This window comes from Rubrivivax soli, from assembly GCF_049810355.1.
In the GTDB taxonomy this organism is placed as follows: Bacteria; Pseudomonadota; Gammaproteobacteria; order Burkholderiales; family Burkholderiaceae_C; genus Rubrivivax.
In genome coordinates this window covers 3,430,832-3,448,588 of sequence record NZ_CP187368.1, presented here as the reverse complement: position 1 = coordinate 3,448,588, position 17,757 = coordinate 3,430,832, and the positions used below count along the sequence as shown (strand labels likewise).

General features: G+C 71.8%; 21 protein-coding genes and 1 pseudogene. 20 read left to right on the top strand and 2 right to left on the bottom strand.

The window, feature by feature from the left end; all coding sequences use genetic code 11:
• Nucleotides 1-50: 50 nt before the first annotated feature.
• The 18 genes and pseudogenes from ACPOLB_RS15730 to ACPOLB_RS15645 all read left to right on the top strand — a co-directional run bounded on the left by ACPOLB_RS15730 (nucleotide 51) and on the right by ACPOLB_RS15645 (nucleotide 15,099).
• The gene (locus ACPOLB_RS15730; protein ID WP_425256951.1) at nucleotides 51-530 is read left to right on the top strand and encodes a MaoC family dehydratase; all 480 of its coding nucleotides are present in this window, start codon (nucleotides 51-53) and stop codon (nucleotides 528-530) included.
• 122 nt (nucleotides 531-652) lie between these two features.
• The gene (locus ACPOLB_RS15725; RefSeq protein WP_425256950.1) at nucleotides 653-1,774 is read left to right on the top strand and encodes a polyamine ABC transporter substrate-binding protein; all 1,122 of its coding nucleotides are present in this window, start codon (nucleotides 653-655) and stop codon (nucleotides 1,772-1,774) included.
• Nucleotides 1,775-1,827: 53 nt separating this feature from the next.
• Nucleotides 1,828-2,289 carry a hypothetical protein gene (locus ACPOLB_RS15720; protein WP_425256948.1) on the top strand — a complete coding sequence of 154 codons (462 nt, stop codon included), beginning with the start codon at nucleotides 1,828-1,830 and terminating at the stop codon, nucleotides 2,287-2,289.
• Entirely contained in the window at nucleotides 2,286-3,515 is a 1,230-nt protein-coding gene (locus tag ACPOLB_RS15715) for a class I SAM-dependent methyltransferase (RefSeq protein WP_425256947.1), read from the top strand. The genes ACPOLB_RS15720 and ACPOLB_RS15715 overlap by 4 nt, the downstream gene beginning before the upstream one ends.
• A gap of 28 nt (nucleotides 3,516-3,543) precedes the next feature.
• Complete coding sequence (locus ACPOLB_RS15710) at nucleotides 3,544-4,299, top strand: LytTR family transcriptional regulator DNA-binding domain-containing protein (RefSeq protein ID WP_425256946.1); 756 nt, start codon at nucleotides 3,544-3,546, stop codon at nucleotides 4,297-4,299.
• A gap of 202 nt (nucleotides 4,300-4,501) precedes the next feature.
• Nucleotides 4,502-5,377: an FAD binding domain-containing protein gene (locus ACPOLB_RS15705; protein WP_425256945.1), complete on the top strand. Its 876-nt coding sequence runs from the start codon at nucleotides 4,502-4,504 to the stop codon at nucleotides 5,375-5,377.
• A 13-nt stretch (nucleotides 5,378-5,390) separates the two neighbouring features.
• Nucleotides 5,391-5,882, top strand: a complete 492-nt coding sequence (locus tag ACPOLB_RS15700; RefSeq protein WP_425256944.1) for a (2Fe-2S)-binding protein — start codon at nucleotides 5,391-5,393, stop codon at nucleotides 5,880-5,882.
• Nucleotides 5,879-8,284 carry an aerobic carbon-monoxide dehydrogenase large subunit gene (locus ACPOLB_RS15695; RefSeq protein WP_425256943.1) on the top strand — a complete coding sequence of 802 codons (2,406 nt, stop codon included), beginning with the start codon at nucleotides 5,879-5,881 and terminating at the stop codon, nucleotides 8,282-8,284. Before ACPOLB_RS15700 ends, ACPOLB_RS15695 begins: the two co-directional genes overlap by 4 nt.
• A 91-nt stretch (nucleotides 8,285-8,375) precedes the next feature.
• Nucleotides 8,376-9,017, top strand: coding sequence for an SRPBCC family protein (locus ACPOLB_RS15690; RefSeq protein WP_425256942.1), 642 nt, complete (start codon nucleotides 8,376-8,378; stop codon nucleotides 9,015-9,017).
• A gap of 2 nt (nucleotides 9,018-9,019) precedes the next feature.
• The gene (locus ACPOLB_RS15685; RefSeq protein ID WP_425256941.1) at nucleotides 9,020-9,910 is read left to right on the top strand and encodes an AAA family ATPase; all 891 of its coding nucleotides are present in this window, start codon (nucleotides 9,020-9,022) and stop codon (nucleotides 9,908-9,910) included.
• Between the two features lies 1 nt (nucleotide 9,911).
• Nucleotides 9,912-11,054 (top strand): VWA domain-containing protein, encoded by a 1,143-nt coding sequence (locus tag ACPOLB_RS15680; RefSeq protein WP_425256939.1) that lies wholly within the window; start codon nucleotides 9,912-9,914, stop codon nucleotides 11,052-11,054.
• Nucleotides 11,055-11,068: 14 nt separating this feature from the next.
• Nucleotides 11,069-11,971 (top strand): XdhC family protein, encoded by a 903-nt coding sequence (locus ACPOLB_RS15675; RefSeq protein WP_425256938.1) that lies wholly within the window; start codon nucleotides 11,069-11,071, stop codon nucleotides 11,969-11,971.
• Between the two features lies 1 nt (nucleotide 11,972).
• Nucleotides 11,973-12,647 (top strand): nucleotidyltransferase family protein, encoded by a 675-nt coding sequence (locus ACPOLB_RS15670; RefSeq protein WP_425256936.1) that lies wholly within the window; start codon nucleotides 11,973-11,975, stop codon nucleotides 12,645-12,647.
• 11 nt (nucleotides 12,648-12,658) lie between these two features.
• Nucleotides 12,659-13,360 (top strand): putative 2OG-Fe(II) oxygenase, encoded by a 702-nt coding sequence (locus ACPOLB_RS15665; RefSeq protein ID WP_425256934.1) that lies wholly within the window; start codon nucleotides 12,659-12,661, stop codon nucleotides 13,358-13,360.
• Between the two features lie 11 nt (nucleotides 13,361-13,371).
• On the top strand, nucleotides 13,372-13,656 hold the full coding sequence (locus ACPOLB_RS15660) for a GNAT family N-acetyltransferase (protein ID WP_425256932.1): 285 nt from the start codon (nucleotides 13,372-13,374) through the stop codon (nucleotides 13,654-13,656).
• A 4-nt stretch (nucleotides 13,657-13,660) separates the two neighbouring features.
• Entirely contained in the window at nucleotides 13,661-14,284 is a 624-nt protein-coding gene (locus tag ACPOLB_RS15655) for a hypothetical protein (RefSeq protein ID WP_425256931.1), read from the top strand.
• 51 nt (nucleotides 14,285-14,335) lie between these two features.
• Nucleotides 14,336-14,491: pseudogene (locus ACPOLB_RS15650) on the top strand (transposase); the annotation flags it as partial.
• A gap of 110 nt (nucleotides 14,492-14,601) precedes the next feature.
• Nucleotides 14,602-15,099, top strand: a complete 498-nt coding sequence (locus tag ACPOLB_RS15645) for an IS5 family transposase (RefSeq protein WP_425261868.1) — start codon at nucleotides 14,602-14,604, stop codon at nucleotides 15,097-15,099.
• A gap of 6 nt (nucleotides 15,100-15,105) precedes the next feature.
• On the opposite strand, the gene ACPOLB_RS15640 is transcribed toward ACPOLB_RS15645, so the two are convergent.
• Entirely contained in the window at nucleotides 15,106-15,918 is an 813-nt protein-coding gene (locus tag ACPOLB_RS15640) for an alpha/beta hydrolase (RefSeq protein ID WP_425256930.1), read from the bottom strand.
• 32 nt (nucleotides 15,919-15,950) lie between these two features.
• Here ACPOLB_RS15640 and ACPOLB_RS15635 point away from each other — a divergent pair, with 32 nt between their 5' ends.
• Nucleotides 15,951-16,709 (top strand): sulfite exporter TauE/SafE family protein, encoded by a 759-nt coding sequence (locus ACPOLB_RS15635; protein WP_425256929.1) that lies wholly within the window; start codon nucleotides 15,951-15,953, stop codon nucleotides 16,707-16,709.
• Here the strand turns inward: ACPOLB_RS15635 and ACPOLB_RS15630 are convergent.
• Nucleotides 16,612-17,316, bottom strand: a complete 705-nt coding sequence (locus tag ACPOLB_RS15630) for a PAS domain-containing sensor histidine kinase (RefSeq protein ID WP_425256928.1) — start codon at nucleotides 17,314-17,316, stop codon at nucleotides 16,612-16,614. The two genes, ACPOLB_RS15635 and ACPOLB_RS15630, sit on opposite strands and share 98 nt — an antisense overlap.
• 87 nt (nucleotides 17,317-17,403) lie before the next feature.
• Between ACPOLB_RS15630 and ACPOLB_RS15625 the strand changes: the two genes are divergently transcribed.
• Nucleotides 17,404-17,751, top strand: coding sequence for a hypothetical protein (locus tag ACPOLB_RS15625; protein WP_425256927.1), 348 nt, complete (start codon nucleotides 17,404-17,406; stop codon nucleotides 17,749-17,751).
• The last annotated feature ends 6 nt before the right edge of the window (nucleotides 17,752-17,757 follow it).

Here is a 17,757-nt window from a genome sequence, read left to right as displayed (position 1 = left end):
CGGAAATGGCGAGGCATCCATTGTGGCGGCTGCCGCTATGCTGCCGCGCCATGGCAGAACCCAAGTCCCCGCGCCTGCACTGGGAGGACTTCCCCGTGGGCCAGGTGCGTGAATTCGGCGGCACCACGGTCAGCCGCGAGGGCGTGCTGGCCTTCGCGCAGGCCTTCGACCCGCAGCCCTTCCACCTCGACGACGCAGCCGCCGACGCCTCGCTGTTCGGCGGCCTGTCGGCCAGCGGCTGGCACACCTGCGCGATGACGATGCGCATGATGTGCGACGCCTACCTGCTCGACAGCGCCAGCCTGGGCTCGCCCGGCATCGACAGCCTGCGCTGGCTCCAGCCCGTGCGCCCGGGTGACACGCTGCGCGTGCGCATGGAAGTGCTGCAGGCACGCCCGATGGCCAGCAAGCCGCACGTGGGCCTGGTGCGCTGCGCCTGGACCGTGCTGAACCAGCACGGGACCGCGGTGCTGGCGATGGAAGGCTGGGGCATGTTCCGGCGCCGCCACGCTGCCGGCGACCCCGCCTGACATCAGCGATTCCCGCCGGCGCGTGGGGCCACCGGCCGCGCTGCAGCCACGGCGCGATGTCGGCGAAAATCCCGCCCCATCCGTTGACCCGCCTGTCCGTTTCACCACAGGAACCCGACACCATGACCTTCCCGCTGCGCTCCCTCGTCGCCCGCCTGGCCGCCCTGGGCCTGGCCCTCGCCGCCGGCGGCGCCGCCGCCCAGGCCGCCGAACCCAAGGTGCTGAACATCTACAACTGGTCGGACTACATCGCCGAAGACACGATCAGGAACTTCGAGAAAGAGACCGGCATCAAGGTCCGCTACGACAACTTCGACAACAACGAGATCCTGCACGCCAAGCTGGTGGCCGGGAAGACCGGCTACGACATCGTCGTGCCGGGCGCGCACTTCGCGAAGATGCAGATCGAAGGCGGCCTGCTGCAGAAGCTCGACCGCAGCCTGCTGCCGAACTGGAAGAACCTCGACCCCGCGCTGCTGGAGCAGATGGCGGCCACCGACCCCGGCAACCAGCACCTCGTGAACTGGCTCTGGGGCTACGTCACCGTGGGCATCAACACCGCCAAGGTGAAGGCCGCGCTCGGCGCGACGCCGCTGCCGGCCAACCCCTGGGACCTGGTCTTCAAGCCCGAATACAACAGCAAGCTCAAGGGCTGCGGCGTCAGCATGCTCGACAGCGCCAGCGAAGTCATGCCGGTGGCCATGATCTACGCCGGCAAGCCCGGCTTCAGCAAGGCCGCCAAGGACTACGACGCCGCCCGCGACGTGCTGAAGGCCGCGCGCCCGGGCATCACGCGCTTCTCGTCGTCGGAGTACATCAACGACCTCGCCAACGGCGCGCTGTGCGTCGTGATGGGCTACTCGGGCGACATCAACATCGCGCGCCAGCGTGCCATCGACAACAAGACCGGCCAGGACATCCAGGCGCTGGTGCCGCCCAGCGGCGCGACGCTGTTCTACGACTCGATGGCGATCCCCAAGGACGCCAAGCACGTGAAGAACGCGCACGCCTTCATCAACTACATCATGCGTCCCGAGGTGCATGCGAGCCTGACCAACAAGGTCTTCTACGCCAACCCCAACCTGGCGTCCAAGCCCTTCGTGAAGAAGGAAGTCGCGAGCAACCCGACCATCTTCCTGTCGGCCGCCGACATGAAGAAGCTGACGCCGCCCGACGCCGTGCCGCAGGACATCCGCCGCGTGCAGACGCGCATCTTCACCAGCTTCAAGGCAGGCGCGAAGTAGCCCCGGCGGCGGGCCGATAATCCGCCACCCCAGCCCACCCTGCCGAGCACGCCGTGATCCTGAAGCGCCTGATCCTCGCCCTCGCCGTGCTCGCCGTGCTGGCGGCGCTGTACTTCTGGGCGGCCTTGAGCTGGAGCTACTCCAGCGGCGAGCGCGCCGGCTGGGTGCAGAAGCTCTCGCACAAGGGCTGGCTGTGCAAGACCTGGGAGGGCGAGCTGGCGCTGGTGTCGCTGCCGGGCTCGACGCCGGAGAAGTTCCTCTTCACGGTGCGCGACGATGCCGTGGCCGAGCAGATCACGCGCGTGATGGGCAAGCGCGTCAGCCTGCACTACGAGGAGAAGGTGGGCCTGCCCACCACCTGCTTCGGCGAGACGCGCCACTTCGTGACGCGCGTGCTGGTCAGCGACGAGGTGCCGATCGCCACCGGCGTGGTCGCGCCGCAGGCCGGCGCCGGCTCCGCGCCGAGCACGGTGGTGACGCCGGTGCCGGCACCGGCGTCCGCGGCGTCGCGGTGAACACGGCCCCGCCGGTCGAGCGCTTCTTCGCGCGGCTGCAGGACAGCCTGGACCAGGGCAGCTTCGTCAAGCTCGTGCTGGCCAAGCCGCGTGGCGGCACACCCGGGCTCGAACGCCTCACGGTGCGCCGCATCGTGCTGCGCGGCGCGCCGGCGCTCAGCTTCGTGGCCCGCCACGCCACGCGCGACCTCACCAGCAACCACGCCGACGCCGATGCGCTGGCGCAGCTGCGCACGCTGGTGGGCAGCCCGTTCCGCAACGCCCACCTGCTGACGCAGCGCGAGGAAACCCAGCTCTCGTTCACGAAGAAGGGCGACGCGTCGCTGAAGACCACCGCACTCGCGCAGGCCGACGCCGCACCCGCGGCCCCCGCCGCCCTGCAGGCGCACGACCGCGAGAAGCAGCGCCTCCTGGCGCTGGACCGCCCCTTCCTCGCCGCCCTGGGCGTCACCACCGCGCAGCACCAGCTGGTGCCGGCGATGGCGCGCAAGTGGAAGCAGATCAACCGCTTCGTCGAGGTCTTCGCGCACGCGCTCGACAGCGCGCCGCTGGCGCAGGCCAAGACGCTGCACGTGGTGGACTTCGGCTCCGGCAAGGGCTACCTCACCTTCGCCGTGCACGACTGGCTGCGCCAGGTGCGCGGCGTCGACGCGCAGGTCACCGGCGTCGAGCTGCGGCCCGACATGGTGGCGCTGTGCAACGACGCCATCGCGCGGCTCGGCCTGCAGGGCCTGCACATCGAGCAGGGCGACGTGCGCAGCTACACGCCGGCGCGGCTGGACGTGGTGATCGCGCTGCACGCCTGCGACACCGCCACCGACCACGCCATCCACCTCGGGTTGCGCGCGGGCGCCGAGATCATCGTCTGCAGCCCCTGCTGCCACAAGGAACTGCGGCCGCAGCTGCTGAGCCCGCACCCGATCGCGCCCATCCTGCAGCACGGCGTGCACCAGGCGCAGCAGGCCGAGATGCTGACCGACGGCCTGCGCGCGCTGCTGCTCGAAGCCCAGGGCTACGACACGCAGGTGTTCGAGTTCGTGTCGCTGGAGCACACCAACAAGAACAAGATGATCCTGGCCGTGAAGCGCCGCCAGCCGAAGCCGGCGGCGCCGGTGCTGGCGCAGATCGCCGCCATCAAGGCCTTCTACGGCATCCGCGAGCAGCGGCTGGAGCAGCTGCTGGCGGGCACGCCGGTGCCCGCGCCCGGGGAAGCCAGCAGCGCCTGACGCGGCACTGCGTGGTTCAATCGGCGCCATGGAACCGCGCAGCCCGTCGGTCTCGCCGCTGTACCTGCTGGAGCGGTTCGAGGCCGGCATCGTCCACCTGAATGCCCAGCGCCACGTGGTGGCGATGAACGACTTCGCACGCCGCGTGCTGCCGGTCGAACAGATGCTGCCCTTCGACCGCATGGTGCTCAGCTTCCACCCCGAACGCTCGCAGCCGAAGGTGGAGTTCCTGCTCGACCAGGCCGCGAAGTGCCCGGTGGCCAACCCGCCGCCGATGACGATGATCATCAACATCCCCGAGCGGGTGCTGCTGATCAAGGTGACGCGGCTGACCGACGCCCAGCTGCAGCCGGCCGGCTACACGCTGGTCTTCTACGACATCACCGAGCTGGTGGCGCAACCCGACGCCACGGCCCCCGCGGGCGCGCAGGCGCGGCCCGACCACCGGCGGCGGCTGCTGAAGATCCCCACCGTCTCCGACCAGCGCATCGTGCTGCTCGACGTGGCCGAGGTGCTGGCGATCCAGAGCGACGGCCACTACACCCACGTGCGCACCGCCGGCGGCACGCAGAGCTGCAACCTCAACATCGGTGACCTGGAGACCCGGCTCGACCCCGAGCGCTTCCTGCGCGTGCACCGCAGCCACATCGTGAACCTGGACGCGGTGACGCAGATCCTGCGCGACGACGGCCGCATGGCGCTGCAACTGGGCCCGGAGCTGCAGGTGCCGGTCTCGCGCACCAGCACCGCGGCGGTGCTGGCCCGGCTGGGCGTCAGCGCCTGAGGGTTTGTCCGGCCCCCGGGTTTTCCCCGGGCGCGCCGCACTTGCCAAACCCGCAACCGCCATTCGTGCGGCGCTGACGCCCGTTCGTGCGGCGCGCGCCTCGTTTGGCGCTCCGGGCGGGGCTTACCTGTCCAAATCGGAAGGACATTGGCACGGCCGAAGAATCTGCGGCTCCACCCGAGGCCCCTTCCGAGGAGACGCGATGATTCCACCCGCCTTCGACTACCACGCACCCAAGACCGTGGGCGAAGCACTCGGCCTGCTCGGCACGCTGGGCAGTGACGCCAAGCTGCTGGCCGGCGGCCACAGCCTGCTGCCGATGATGAAGCTGCGCTTCGCGCAGCCCGCGCACCTGATCGACCTGAACCGCATCCCCGAGCTGCGCGGCATCTGCCTGGATGACACGGTCAGCGGCGACGAGGTCGTCATCGGCGCGATGACGGTGGAGAACGCGCTCATCGCCAGCCCGCTGCTGCAGGCCAGGCTGCCGCTGCTGAGCGAGGCCGCCAAGCTGATCGCCGACCCGCAGGTGCGCAACCGCGGCACCATCGGCGGCGACATCGCGCACGGCGACCCGGCCAACGACCACCCAGCGCTGGCCATCGCCATCGGCGCCACCTTCACGCTGCAGGGCCCCGGCGGCACGCGGCAGGTGGCGGCAGAAGACTTCTTCCAGGGCACCTACCTCACGGCGCTGGCCGACGACGAGATCCTGGTCGCGATCCGCGCCCCGGCCTTTGCCGCCGGCACCGGCTGGGCCTACGAGAAGCTCAAGCGCAAGACCGGCGACTGGGCCACGGCCGGCGCCGCCGTCGTGCTGCGCCTGACCGCGGGCACGGTGAGCCACGTGCGCATCGCGCTCACCAACGTGGCGCCCGCCGCGCTGCGCGCCACGGCCGCCGAGCAGGCGCTGCTGGGCCAGCCGCTGAACGACACCACGATCCGCGCCGCCGCCGCCGCCGCGATGGCCGCCTGCGACCCCGCCGCCGACCTGCGCGGCGACGTCGACTACAAGACCGCGATGGCCGGGCAGATGGTCCAGCGCGCGATCCGGGCCGCCGCGGCCCGTGCCCATTGAGGAGACCCGGACCATGGCGAAGAAACTCATCAGCGTGCAGGTCAACGGCCGCACCCACGAGAAGGCGGTCGAGCCGCGCACCCTGCTCGTGCACTTCCTGCGCGAAGAGCTGCAACTCACCGGCGCGCACATCGGCTGCGAGACCAGCCACTGCGGCGCCTGCACGGTCGACGTCGACGGCCAGAGCGTCAAGAGCTGCACCCACCTGGCGGTGCAGTGCGATGGCGGCGACGTGCTCACCGTCGAAGGCCTGGCCCAGGCCGGCGTGCTGCACGCGGTGCAGGAAGGCTTCTACAAGGAACACGGCCTGCAGTGCGGCTTCTGCACGCCCGGCATGCTGATGCGCGCCTACCGCTTCCTGCAGGAGAACCCGAACCCGAGCGAAGCCGAGATCCGCGCCGGCATGGCCGGCAACCTGTGCCGCTGCACGGGCTACCAGAACATCGTCAAGGCCGTGCAGTACGCCGCCGCGAAGCTGCAGCAAGACCAGAAGGTGACCGCATGAACGCGCCCGACAGGAACGCCCGCGAAGCCGCCCTGCAGGGCCTGGGCGACAGCCGGCTGCGCAAGGAAGACGCCCGCTTCATCCAGGGCAAGGGCAACTACGTCGACGACATCAAGCTGCCCGGCATGCTGCACATGGACATCGTGCGCAGCCCCTACGCACACGCCCGCATCAAGCGCATCGACAAGAGCGAGGCGCTGAAGGTGCCGGGCGTCATCGCCGTGCTCACCGCCGACGACCTGAAGCCGCTGAAGCTGCACTGGATGCCCACGCTGGCCGGCGACGTGGCCGCGGTGCTGGCCGACGAGAAGGTGCACTTCCAGATGCAGGAGGTGGCGGTGGTGATCGCCGAGGACCGCTACGCCGCGGCCGACGGCGTCGAGGCCGTGCAGGTCGAATACGAGGAGCTGCCGGTCGTCATCGACCCCTACGAGGCGCTGAAGCCCGATGCGCCGGTGCTGCGCGAGGACCTCGCCGGCAAGACCAGCGGCGCGCACGGCCCGCGCGAGCACCACAACCACATCTTCACGTGGGACGCGGGCGACAAGGCAGCGGCCGACGCCGCCTTCGCCGCCGCACCGGTGGTGGTGAAGGAGCACATCTTCTACCCGCGTGTGCACCCCTGCCCGCTGGAGACCTGCGGCTGCGTCGCCAGCTTCGACCCGGTGCGCGGCGACCTCACCACCTACATCACCAGCCAGGCGCCGCACGTCGTGCGCACGGTGGTCAGCCTGCTGTCGGGCATTCCCGAGAGCAAGGTGCGCATCGTCAGCCCCGACATCGGCGGCGGCTTCGGCAACAAGGTCGGCGTGTACCCGGGCTACGTCTGCGCCATCGTCGCGAGCATCGTGCTCGGCAAGCCGGTGAAGTGGGTCGAGGACCGCATCGAGAACATCAGCTCCACGGCCTTTGCGCGGGACTACCACATGGACGGCGAGATCGCCGCCACCGCCGACGGCCGGATCACCGGCCTGCGCGTCAACGTGGTCGCCGACCACGGCGCCTTCGACGCCTGCGCCGACCCGACCAAGTTCCCGGCCGGACTGTTCCACATCTGCTCTGGGTCCTACGACATCCCCGCGGCGTTTGCCAGCGTCAAGGGCGTCTACACCAACAAGGCGCCGGGCGGCGTGGCCTACCGCTGCAGCTTCCGCGTGACCGAAGCGGTGTACCTGATCGAGCGCATGGTGGACATCCTGGCGCAGAAGCTGGGCATGGACAAGGCCGAGATCCGCGCGAAGAACTTCATCCGCAAGGAGCAGTTCCCGTACACCAGCGCCTTCGGTTTCGAATACGACAGCGGCGACTACCACACCGCGCTGCAGAAGGTGCTCGATGCCGTGGACTACAAGGCCTTGCGCGCCGAGCAGGCCGCCAAGCGCGCCGACCCGGACTGCCCGACGCTGATGGGCATCGGCCTCGTCACGTTCACCGAGGTCGTGGGCGCCGGCCCCAGCAAGATGTGCGACATCCTGGGCGTGGGCATGTTCGACAGCTGCGAGATCCGCGTGCACCCCACCGGCAGCGCGATCGCCCGCATGGGCACCATCACGCAGGGCCAGGGCCACCAGACCACCTACGCGCAGATCATCGCCACCGAACTCGGCATCCCCAGCGAGATCATCCAGGTCGAGGAAGGCGACACCAGCACCGCGCCCTATGGCCTGGGCACCTACGGCAGCCGCAGCACGCCGGTGGCGGGTGCGGCCATCGCGCTGGCCGCACGCAAGATCCACGCGAAGGCGAAGAAGATCGCGGCGCATCTGCTGGAAGTGGGCGAGAACGACCTCGACTGGGAGATCGACCGGTTCAACGTCAAGGGCGACCCGACCCGCCACAAGACGATGAAGGACATCTGCTGGGCCGCCTACAACAACGTGCCCGCGGGCATGGAGATGGGCCTGGAGGCGGTGCACTACTACGACCCGCCGAACTTCACCTACCCCTTCGGCATCTACCTCGCGGTGGTCGATATCGACCGCGCCACCGGCGAGACCAAGGTGCGCCGCTTCTACGCGCTGGACGACTGCGGCACGCGCATCAACCCGATGATCATCGAGGGCCAGATCCACGGCGGCCTGACCGAGGGCTTTGCGGTCGCGATGGGCCAGCAGATGCCGTTCGACGCGCAGGGCAACCTGCAGGGCAACACGCTGATGGACTACTTCCTGCCCACCTTCATGGAGACGCCGCACTGGGAGACCGACCACACGGTCACGCCCAGCCCGCACCACCCGCTGGGCGCCAAGGGCGTGGCCGAGTCGCCGCACGTGGGCTCCATCCCCACCTTCACCTCGGCGGTGGTGGACGCGTTTGCGCACCTGGGTGTGGTCAACATGACGATGCCGCACAGCGCCTACCGCGTCTGGCAGCAGCTGAAGGCCAGCGGCGTGGCGCTGTAGCACGGCGGAACAGCGCCGCCCCGACCGTGTCGGGGCGGCGTGCAGCGCGGACAATCCGGCGCATCCCGCCCCCCACCAGAAGAACGCCCCCATGGAAGTCAAACTCGACAAGCGTTACCCCGTGCAGGCCAGTGCCGACCAGGCCTGGGCCGTGCTGAGCGACATCCGCGCCACCGCCGGCTGCATGCCCGGTGCCGCCATCACCGAACAGATCGACGACACGCACTTCAAGGGCACCGTGAAGAGCAAGGTCGGCCCCGCGGTGATGACCTTCGGCGGCGACATCGAGATCCTGGCGCTCGACGCCGCGACCAAGGCGATGACGATGCTGGGCAAGGGCGCCGACAAGGCCGGCTCGTCGGCGTCGATGAACCTGGCCGCGCACGTGGAGCCGGGCGAGACGCCGGGCAGCTGCGTGCTGGTGGGCGTGGCCACCATCGTCGTCAGCGGCAAGCTGGCGCAGTTCGGCAGCCGGCTGCTGGTGCCGGTGTCCGACGCGATGCTGGCGCAGTTCGCCAACAACTTCAACGCCGCGGCTGCGGCCGTGCCGGTGGCGGCGGCGCCAGCCGCGCCGGGTCCCGAAGGCGCAACGGCCGATGCTGCGGCACCGGCACCGGCCGCCGCCCCTGCGGCGCCTGTCGTTCCGCAACCGGTCAAGGAGCTGAACGCCCTGGCCCTGATGTGGACCGTGTTCAAGAGCTGGCTCGCCGGCCTCTTCGGCAAGAAGACCTGACGATGGACGACCAGGGCCTGCGGGAGCAACTCCACCGCGCCGGCTACATCGCCGACGAGGCCCTGGCGACCACGCTCTGGCTGGCCGGCGAGCTGCAGCGGCCGCTGCTGCTGGAAGGCGACGCCGGGGTCGGCAAGACCGCACTCGCGCTGGCCCTGGCGCAGGCCGGCGGCAGGCGCCTCGTGCGCCTGCAGTGCCACGAAGGGCTGGACCTCGCGCAGGCCGCCTACGAGTGGAACTACGGCCGCCAGCTGCTGGCGATCCGCCTGCACGAGACCCAGGGCGACCAGGTCGTCGAACGCGACCTGTTCGCGCGCGACTACCTGCTCGAACGCCCGCTGCTGCAGGCCATCGCCAGCGAGACGCCGGCCGTGCTGCTGATCGACGAGATCGACCGCGCCGACGAAGCCTTCGAGGCCTTCCTGCTGGAAGTGCTGGCCGACTACCAGATCACCGTGCCCGAGCTCGGCACCATCACCGCGCGCCACGTGCCGCAGGTCATCCTGACCAGCAACGGCACGCGCGAGCTCAGCGACGCGCTGCGCCGCCGCTGCCTGTACCACTGGCTCGACTACCCGACGCTGGCACGCGAGATCGCCATCGTGCGCAGCACGCTGCCGCAGGCCGAGAGCGCGCTGGTCGAGCAGTCGGTGGCCTTCGTGCAGCGCCTGCGGCGCGAAGACCTGGGCAAGACCCCCGGCGTCGCCGAAACGCTGGACTGGGTGCGCGCGCTGCACCGGCTGTCGTTCAAGACCCTGCCCGACGATCCGCACGCGCTGCTGGCCACGCTGGGCTGCCTGCTGAAGACCCGCGAAGACCGCTTCCAGGTCGGTTCGGAGCGCGTGCAGCAGCTGATCGAAGGCCGCCGCGCCGGCGTCGCCGAGCGTGCATGAGATGCAGGCCGAACCACTGCACGCCATCGCCGGCTTCGCCGCGCTGCTGCGCGAGCACGGGCTGCAGGTCGGCATCGCCGAGCAGCAGGCGATGGTGCGCGCGGCGCTGGCGATCCGCATCGAACGCGCGCGGCAGCTCGACCCCGCCTGGCGCGCCATCGCCTGCCACGACGCCCGCGACTGGCAGCGCTGGCCCGAGCTGTTCGAACGCTACTGGCACCCCGAGCGGCTGAAGGGCAGCGTGCGCACCAGCGGCCAGACGCGGCCGCGGCGCGACCTGCGGCAGCTGGTGCAGGACCTGCACGAGAGCCTGGACCGCCCTGGCAGCGCCAACCGCGGGCTGAGCGACACCGCGCTGGATGCGGTGGACGGCGACACCGGCGCGCCGCCGCGCGCGCAGGGCGGCGCCAGCCGCACCGACCCGCTGCACGACCGCGCGCTGTCGGAGTGGCTGCCGCAGGACCTGGCGCTGCTGCAGCAGCTGGCCGAGCGCATCGCGCAGCGCCTGCGCCGCCGCCTCACGCGGCGCTGGCACGACGACCCGCGCGGCGCCCGTCTCGACGTGCGGCGCACGCTGCGCGCCAGCCTGAAGACCGGCGGCGTGCCGGTGCAGCCGGCCTGGCGTCGCGCGCGGCGCGAGCAGCCGAAGGTCTTCATCCTGGTCGATGTCAGCCGCTCGATGGAAACGCACGCGCAGCTGTTCCTGCGCATCGCACGCGCCTGCGTCGGCGCGCTGCAGGCGCGGGTGTTCGTCTTCCACACCCGGCTGGCCGAGGTGACGCCGCTGCTGCAGCGCGACAGCGCCACCGTGCAGGAGAAGGTCAACGCGGTGACGGCCGGCTTCGGCGGCGGCACGCGCATCGCCACCAGCCTGAACGACTTCCACCGCGTGCACGCACGCGCGCAGCTCGGCCGCAGCGCGCGTGTGTGGGTGCTGTCCGACGGCTCCGATGCCGACGAGCCGCACCGCCTGGCCGAGGAGCTGCGGGCGGTGCGCGGCCACGGCGCGCGCATCACCTGGTTCCACCCCGGCGAGCAGCCGCCGGCCTCGCAGGCGATGCAGGCCTGCACGCCGCTGATCGAACGTTTCGTCCGCCTGAACCGCCTGCGCGACCTCGCCGCGGCGGCCGAGGTCCTGCAATGAAGGAGTGCCCCGCCATGTCGACGCTCGATGTCCTTTCCGCCGCCACGCGGCTGCAGCAGCAGGACCAGCCTTATGCGCTGGTCAGCGTGCTGCGCGTGCAGGCGCCGGCTTCGGCCAAGCCCGGCGACAAGGCCGTCGTCACCGCCGACGGCATCGTGCACGGCTGGATCGGCGGCGGCTGCGCGCAGCCCGCGGTGCTGCGCACCGTGAAGAACGCGCTCGCCGACGGCGTGGCGCGTGTGATCCGCATCGCGCCGGCCGAAGCCGGCGGCATGCGCGAGCTCGACGACGTGCTCGAGTTCGGCATGGCCTGCCACTCGGGCGGCACGCTGGAGCTCTTCGTCGACCCGATGCTGCCGCGCGCGCGGCTCACCATCGTCGGCGATTCGCCGCTGGCTGCCGCACTCGCCGGCCTGGCCCCGCGCGTGGGCCTGCCGGTGACGGTGGTGGCGCACGGCGCCGACGCGGCACGTTTCCCCGACGCGGTGCGCGTGGTCGCCAGCGACGAGGCGGCCGACGTGGCGCCGGCCGTCGGCCCTGGCAGCTTCGTCGTGGTGGCCACGCAGGGCCGGCGCGACCTGCAGGGCCTGCGCGCGGCGCTGGCGCTGGGCGCGCGGCAGGTGTTCTTCGTCGCCAGCGCGCGCAAGGCGCAGGTGCTGAAGGCGCAGCTGGTGGCTGCTGGCTGCGACGCCGCGGCGGTGGACGCCATCGTGGCACCCGCCGGCCAGGCCATCGGCGCGCAGACGCCCGAGGAGATCGCGCTGTCGGTGCTGGCGGCCGTGGTGGCGGCGCGGCGCGCAGCCGCGGCCCCGGCGGCGGTCCCTGCAGCGCCGGCGCCGGCGCCGGTCGAGAAGCCGGTCATCGCCCCCCTGCCCGAGATGCCCGTCATCAAGGGCAGCTGCTGCGGCGGCACCTGACATGGGCTGCATCCTCAAAGGCGGCGGCGGCCTCTACAGCCGCGTGGTGGTCGGCGCCGTGCTGCTGGCCGCGGGCGCGGGCTCGCGCATCGGCCACAAGCCCAAGAGCCTGCTCGAACTGGGCGGCGTGCCGCTGATCCGCCGCCAGCTCATCGCGCTGTCGGGCGCGGGCGTCGATGAGGTCGTGGTCGTGCTCGGCCACCACGCCGGGCAGATCGAACCCGTGGTGCAGACCTTCCCGGTCACCGTGGTGCACAACCCGCAGCCCGACGACGGCCAGGTCAGCTCGCAGCGCATCGGGCTGGCGGCGCTGGGCGGCAAGCTCGACGCGGTGATCGTCGCGCTGGCCGACCAGCCGCTGCTCAACGCGCAGGACATCACGGCGCTGATCGGCGCCTTCAAGAAGCGGCCCGAGGGCACGCAGGTCGTCTACCCGCAGGTGCACGGCGAACGCGGCAACCCGGTGATCTTCACGAACGAGGTGCGCGAGCAGATCCTCGCCGGCGCCGCCAACGTCGGCTGCCGCCAGTGGCAGGCCGCGCACGCCGACGCGGTGGCGCCCTTCGTCACCGACAACCACCGCTACAAGGTCGACATCGACACGCCCGACGACCTGGAGCGTTTCGCGCGCGACACCGGCCACGTGCTGCGCTGGCCCGCCGGCGTGCACGCCTGAGCCCGACCGCCGTGTCGCTGCAGCCCGGCTTCCACACGCTGTGGCCCACGCCGCTGGCGGTGCGCCAGCACGGGGACGCCGACGCGCTGAACGCGCTGCTGGTGCGTGTGTTCGGCGCGCTGCGCGTGACGCAGAGCCACGCGCGCGGCGCCGCGCCTGGCGCCTTCTTCGCCAGCGACGACGACCTGCTGCAGCGCGTGCAGCTGCCCGAGTGGCAGGGCTTCGTGCGCTTCGTGGTCGAGCGCCTGCGCGACACCGTGCAGCAGGCCAACGCCGCGGCCTGGCCGGCGCACGCGCTGCAGCTGCAGGTGCACATCGCGGGCATGTGGTTCCAGGTCGGCAACGGCGGCGCCTTCCACGACGTGCACACGCACGGCAACTGCTCGTGGTCGGGCGTGTACTGCGTGCAGGTCGATGCCGAAGCCGAGCGCACGGCACACCCGGTCTACGGCGCGGCCAACGGCGTCACGCGCTTCTACGGCCCGCCGTTCGCGCAGCTGGGCGGTGCGCACGTGGACATGGGCAACGCCTACCTGCAGCCGCCGCACGTGGACGTGGCGCCGGTGCCGGGGCAGCTGGTGCTGTTCCCGTCGTGGCTGCCGCACCAGGCGCTGCCGTACCAGGGCACGCTGGACCGCATCATCGTGTCGTTCAACGCCAGCATCCACGCCGCGCAGGGCGGCGACCGGCTGCACGGCTACAGCGCGGCCTGACAATCCAGCGCATGCCCAGCCCCCTCACCGTCGTGCACAACCCCGCCGCCTCGCGTTTCGAGGCGGCCATCGGCGGTGGCCTGGGCGTGTGCGCCTACCGCCTGGACGGCAGCGTGCTGCTGCTCACGCACACCGAGGTGCCGCCGCAGTCGCAGGGCCACGGCCACGCCGCGGCGCTGGTGCAGGCCACGCTGGACTGGGCGCGCAGCCAGGGCCTGCACGTGCGCCCGCTGTGCAGCTACGTCGCTGCCTACATGCGCCGCCACCCCGAGACGCTGGACCTGCTGCAGCGCTGAACAGTTGGGCAACGCCGCGCCCCTGCAGCTGCCCGGGCTGCTCGACGGCCGCACCGCGGCGCACTGGCTGCAGCAGCTGCAGACACGGCCCGGCGGCTCGCTGCCGCTGGCCACGGCGCTGGACTTGGACGCCGTGCTGCAGGCGCTGCGGCCGCTGCACGCGCACCTGGTGGACCGGCTGGGGCCAGCGCCGCAGCTCGTCGTGAGCCAGTGCTGGGTGCGGCGCGCGTTGCCGCCACACGGCTGGCACCAGGACGGCGCGCTGCACCACGACTTCCTGGCCCCGCCTGCGGCTGTTCCGCCGGAACCGCTGCCCATGTGGACGGCCTGGATCGCGCTCACGCCCTGCGGCACCGACGCGCCCAGCCTGGCCTGGGTGCCCGCGCCGCAACCGGCGCTGCTGCCGGTGGCCGCGCTGACCGACGCCACCGTGCGTGCGCGCCACCCGCGCATCGCGCATGCCGTGCTGGCCCCGGGCGACGCGCTGCTGTTCGACGGCGGCCTGCTGCACGCCACGCACCACACGCCACAGATGCACGCCGAGCGCACGAGCATCGAGTTGCGCTGCATCGCCGCCGGCCCGGTGCCGGCGCGGCTGCAGCGCGAGACGCTGCGCCGCTGGGACTAGGGCCTGTTAACACTAATTGCGCCGAAGCCGCATTGTCTTGACACTGCGGCCATGGAGATCACCGCAGCGCAGTTTGCCCAGATCGAACACTGCTTGCCCCGCCAGCGAGGCAACGTCAGCCTGTCGAATCTGCAAGTGCTTAACGCAATCCTTTACGTGGCCGAGCACGGCTGCAAGTGGCGCGGTCTGCCCAAGCGGTTTGGCAATTGGCACACGATCTACACGCGCATGAGCCGCTGGGCCAAGTCCGGCGTGCTCGACAAGGCGTTTGAGCAGTTGCAGCGTGCGCAGGTCGTGCAGATCAAGATCGAGTCCGTCTGCCTGGACAGCACCAGCGTGAAGGTGCACCCGGACGGCACTGGTGCTCGAAAAAAAACGGTCCGCAGGCTATCGGCAAGTCCCGCGGTGGCTGGAACACCAAGATCCACCTCCTCGCTGCGGACGCACGCACGGCCATAACGTTCTCGCTGTCGCCAGGCCAGGCGCACGATGCACCCGAGGGACGAGAGCTGTTGAAGCGGCTGGGGCCGCCCAATCGTCCTCTTCACCTGATCATGGACCGCGCCTACGAGGGCAACGAGACTCGGCAGCTTGCGCTCGATCTGGGCTTCGTCCCCGTCGTGCCCCCACTCAGCACGCGCATCGAGCCATGGGAATACGACCGGGCGATGTACAAGCGTCGCAACGAGGTAGAGCGCCTGTTCCGCAGGCTCAAGGGCTACCGCCGCATCTTCTCCCGCTTCGAGAAGCTCGACGTCATGTTCATCGCCTTCATCAGCTTCGCGCTGATCGCTGACGGCCTGCGGTTGTGTTAACAGGCCCTAGTCGATCGGCACGGCGTCGCTCGACGCGACCGGCGGCGCCGGCCGGCGGCCCGTGGCGATGTCCAGCGCCCAGGCCGCGGCCTGGGCGCGCAGCCGCGCCGTCTGCGCCGGCAGCGGCGTGCCGCAGGCCCAGCGTGCGACGGCGTCGCTGTCCGCGCCTTCGGCGTCGATGTGGGTGGCACCGGCGCCCGCCACCAGCCCGACGAAGCCCGCGGCCGGCAGTAGGCCGCGCAGCGCCGGCGCCGCGTTCTGCTGCGCGTTGCAGGCGTGCGGCGGCGCCAGCAGCGCCAGCACCGGGCGCCGGCCCTGGTCGGACACGGCCTGCAGCGCTGCGTCGAAGCCGCGCGTGGCCACCGGGTCCAGCAGCAGTGCGCCGGCCAGGCGCTCGGGCGCCAGCCGCAGCAGCCCGGCGCCCACCTGCACGGCGAACGCGGCGCCGGCCGAATGTCCGCCCACCACGATGGCCGGCGGCAGTGCGCGGCCGTCGGGCAGGCGCTGCAGCCCGGCCAGCGTGGCTGCCAGCGCCGCGGCCAGCGGCGGGTTGCCTGCAGCCATCGAGGCGTCGACACACAGCACGGCCAACCCCTGGTCGCGCAGCGCCGCCGCGGTGCCGCGCAGGTGCACGCAGCGGCGCGAGAAACCGTGCTGCAGCAGCACCAGCGCCGCCGGGTCTGCGGCCGGCAGTGTCCAGTGCGCCGGCAGCGTCTCGCCGGCCACGTCCAGCGGCAGTTCCCGCTGGCGCGGGTCGGTCGGCACGGTGGTGCAGGCGGCCAGCACGGCGGCGGACAACAGCAAGGCGAGACGGCGCATCGCGCGCATTGTCGGCCGCTAGACTGCCGGGCATGGAACCCGCCTGGTGGCTCATCGTGCTCGGCGCCGCCTGCGCCGGCTTCGTGCAAGGCCTGTCGGGCTTCGGCTTCAGCCTGGTGGCGCTGAGCTTCTGGGCCTGGTCGCTCGACCCGCAGCTGGCGGCCGTGCTGGCGGTGTTCGGCGGGCTCACGGGGCAGCTGCTGGCGGCGTTCACGGTGCGGCGCGGCTTCGACGCCGCGCGCGTGCTGCCGTTCATCGCCGGCGGACTGCTCGGGCTGCCGCTGGGGCTGTGGCTGCTGCCGCGCATCGACGCCACGGTGTTCCGCGCGCTGGTCGGCGGCCTGCTGGCCGTGTGGTGCCCGCTGATGCTGCTGTCGGGCCGGCTGCCGCGCCTGGGCGGCGGGCCGGCCGGCGGTCGCGCGGGCGACGCCGTGGCCGGCGCTCTGGGCGGCCTGATGGGGCCGCTGGGCGGCTTCACCGGCGCGCTGCCCACGCTGTGGTGCACGTTGCGCGGCTTCGAACGCGACACGCAGCGCGCGGTGATCCAGAACTTCAACCTCGCGCTGCTCGCGGCCACGATGGCCAGCTACCTGGCCACCGGCCTGGTGACGGCGCGCATGCTGCCGTGGATGGCCGTGGTGGCGCCCGCGCTGCTGCTGCCCGCGCTGCTGGGCATGCGGGTCTACATCGGCATCAGTCCGCTGGCGTTCCGCAACCTGGTGCTGGGCCTGCTGACGCTGTCGGGCCTGGCGATGCTGGCGAACTCGGCGGCGCGCTGGCTCGGGCAGTGAAGCCGGCGCCCGTGGACGCCAGCATCTGCTCGATCATGCGCAGCAGCTGCCAGCCCGCGGCCTCGATCTGCAGCACCTGCTGGCGCTGCACCTCCACGTCGTCGTGGCCGATGCGCCCCTTCAGCAGCTGCGCGAAGCCCAGCACCGCGTTCAGCGGCGTGCGCAGCTCGTGGCTCATGCGCGACAGCAGCTCCAGCTGCGCACGCTGCGCCGCCGCCTCGTGGCGATCGGTCAGGTCGGTCAGCGTGCCCACCATGCGCAGCGCGCGGCCGGCCGCGTCGCGTTCGCACACGCGGCCGCGCGACAGCACCCAGCGGTAGCTGCCGTCGGCGGCGCGCAGCCGGAACTCGTGCGCGTAGTCGGGGCTGCGGCCCTCCAGGTGGGCGGTCAGCGCCTCCAGCATCGGTCGCAGGTCGCCGGGGTGCACGCGGTCGCGCCAGGTGTGCGTGCTGTCGGGCACGTCGGCGCCGCCATAGCCCAGCGTCGCCTTCCACTGCGGCGAGTAGTGCACACGCTCGTGCACCGGGTCCAGGTCCCAGACGCCGAACGACGCGCTCTGCAGGGCCAGGCCCCAGCGCTGCTCCAGCAGCTTCAGATCGTTCTGCATGTGGCCAGCATATCGGCGCCGGCGTGCCGGGGCTGAAACAACTTCTCCACAGCGCGCGCCGCCGCCGCGATGGCCTAGCATCGCCGCATGCACACCCGCCTGCCCCTGCACGCTGCCAGCCTGCTGCTGGCCCTGGCCACGTCCGCCTGCGCCAGCGCGCCGGGCGCCACCGTCACGGTGTTCAAGCACCTGGGCTCGAAGCAGTGCAGCGGCGGCGGCCAGACCGTGCCCGAGCTGGCGAAGGTGCTGTCCGACGCCGGCGTGCCCGTGCTGGCGCAGCGCTGCGGCAGCGACGGCCGCATGTACCCCGCGATGTGCGGGGCCGCCGACGGCCGCATCGGCGCCTTCGACATCGCCGCCACCCAGGCCGAGGCCGCGGCGCGGCTGGGCTTCCGGCCGCTGGGGCCCGATGCCCGCGTCCAGCCCTGCCCTTGAGAAGCC